Source organism: Streptosporangium sp. NPDC003464, assembly GCF_053588315.1.
In genome coordinates, this window is record NZ_JBSFPS010000528.1 from 1 (window position 1) to 1,930 (window position 1,930).

Annotated in this window: 2 protein-coding genes; one reads left to right on the forward strand and one right to left on the reverse strand. The window is 73.4% G+C overall.

Features of this window, described 5'->3' with window-relative positions; translation table 11 throughout:
- The first annotated feature begins 204 nt into the window (after positions 1-204).
- The gene (locus tag ACWDS7_RS48190) at positions 205-1,461 is read left to right on the forward strand and encodes an MFS transporter (protein WP_451934786.1); all 1,257 of its coding nucleotides are present in this window, start codon (positions 205-207) and stop codon (positions 1,459-1,461) included.
- Positions 1,462-1,629: 168 nt separating this feature from the next.
- On the opposite strand, the gene ACWDS7_RS48195 is transcribed toward ACWDS7_RS48190, so the two are convergent.
- Positions 1,630-1,875, reverse strand: a complete 246-nt coding sequence (locus tag ACWDS7_RS48195; RefSeq protein WP_306868748.1) for a hypothetical protein — start codon at positions 1,873-1,875, stop codon at positions 1,630-1,632.
- Positions 1,876-1,930 lie beyond the last annotated feature (55 nt).

Sequence of the window (1,930 nt, forward strand, 5' to 3'; positions counted from 1 at the left end):
GAACTCCAGGACCTGCCCGCCGCGCTGGCCGGTGCTGGAGTAGGCGTTGTGCGGGGCGAAGAAGGCGATGGGACGGCCCGGAGCGGCCCGGGCCGTCCGGTCCGGCCCAAAACCAGTTGCCCTGGCGCGGGCCGGCGCCGAAACTAGCTGTCCGTGCCTGAAACTGCCGATCGACCGCTCAGAACGCTGGCCCGCCGGCTGAAAATGGATCTGAGCCCGCTGCGCGACTCCCGTGACTTCCGGCTGCTGTTCGGCTCGGGGGTGATCACGATGTTCGGCACCTTCCTCACCCTGGTCGCGGTCCCGCTGCAGATGAAGGAGCTCACCGACGACTCCTACCTGGCGGTCGGCCTGGTCAGTGTGGCCGAGTTCGTGCCGATGGTGGTCTGCGGCCTGTGGGGCGGGGCGATCGCGGACGCGCTGGACCGGCGCAAGATCATTCTCTACACCGAGGCGGGGCTCTGCGCCACGGTCGTGGTCCTGATGGTCAACGCGATGCTGCCCGAGCCGCAGGTCTGGGTGCTGTACGTGGTCGGCGCGCTCTCGGCGGGCCTGGGCAGCCTGCAGCGGCCCAGTCTGGAGTCGCTGATGCCGCGCGTGGTCAGGCACGACCAGCTCACCGCCGCCGCCGCGCTGACCAGCTTCCGCTGGAACCTCGGCGCCATCGTCGCCCCCGGTCTCAGCGGCCTGCTCGTCGTCTGGTCCGGCTTCGCCACCACCTACGGCGTCAACGTGGCGACGTTCCTGATCTCCCTGGCCCTGCTCTGGCCGGTGAAGGCCCCGCCGCAGTCCGAGGACGCTCCCCCGCCGTCGGTCAGGGCACTGGTCGAGGGCGTCCGCTACGCCGTGGGCCGCCCCGACCTGATGGGCACCTACCTGGTGGACGTCGCCGCGATGGTCTTCGCCTTCTCCACCGCGCTCTATCCCTTCCTGGCCGACGAGCTCGGCGTCCCCGAGGCGCAGGGCCTGTTCTTCTCCGCCTCGGCCATCGGCTCGCTGGTTGCCTCGGTCACCTCCGGCTGGACCAACCACGTCCACCGCCACGGCCTGGGCGTCATCGTCGCGGCGATCGGATGGGGCGCCGCGGTGGCGCTGGCGGCCGTCATGCCGACCGCCTGGGGCGTCTTCGCCTGCCTGGCGCTGGCCGGGGCGGCCGACATGATCAGCGGAGTCTTCCGCTCCACGATCTGGAACCAGACCATCCCGGACGAGTTCCGCGGCCGTCTGGCCGGCATCGAGCTGCTCTCCTACACCAGCGGTCCGATGCTCGGCAACGCCAGGGCGAGCCTGATGGGCGATCTCGGCGGGACCCGCTTCTCCCTGGGCGCGGGCGGCCTGCTGTGCGTCGGCGCGGTGGTCGCGATGGCCGGGCTGCTGCCCAGGTTCCGTGACTACGACGCCCGCACCGACGAGCACGCGGTCAGGGAGCGCGCCCGCCGCGAGGCCGTCACCGAGATCTGAGCCCCGGCGGCGGCCGGCCCCGCGCACCGGGCGGGGCCCGTCGCCCCTGCGGGGACACGACACGGCCCCGCGTGCCGGGCGGGTGTCGCCCCTGCGGGGGCACGACGGCCGGCGTACGGAGCCCGGGGACGGCGGCGTCCGCGCGGGGGCCGCCCGGCTCCGGACCGGTCAGCCGGCCTCGCGCCAGCCGTCGTACTCCTCCGCCAGCGCCTCCAGCCACGCCAGGTGACCGGCCTCCAGCGTCCCGCCGGGATCCTCGACGACCACGACCCACTGGGCGTCCTCGGCGTCGTCCTCTCCCGCGAGGGTCTCCCGGACGACCGCGGGCACGCCGATCCGCGGGAACTCCTCGGCCACGCTCTCGGCGACCTCCTCGGCGTCGTCGCGCTCGGCGAACACCAGCAGGTGTCTCATCGTCCCTCCCGGAATCGTCCTCGCCGAAGGCCAGGGCCCCGGCGGCGGTGCCGCC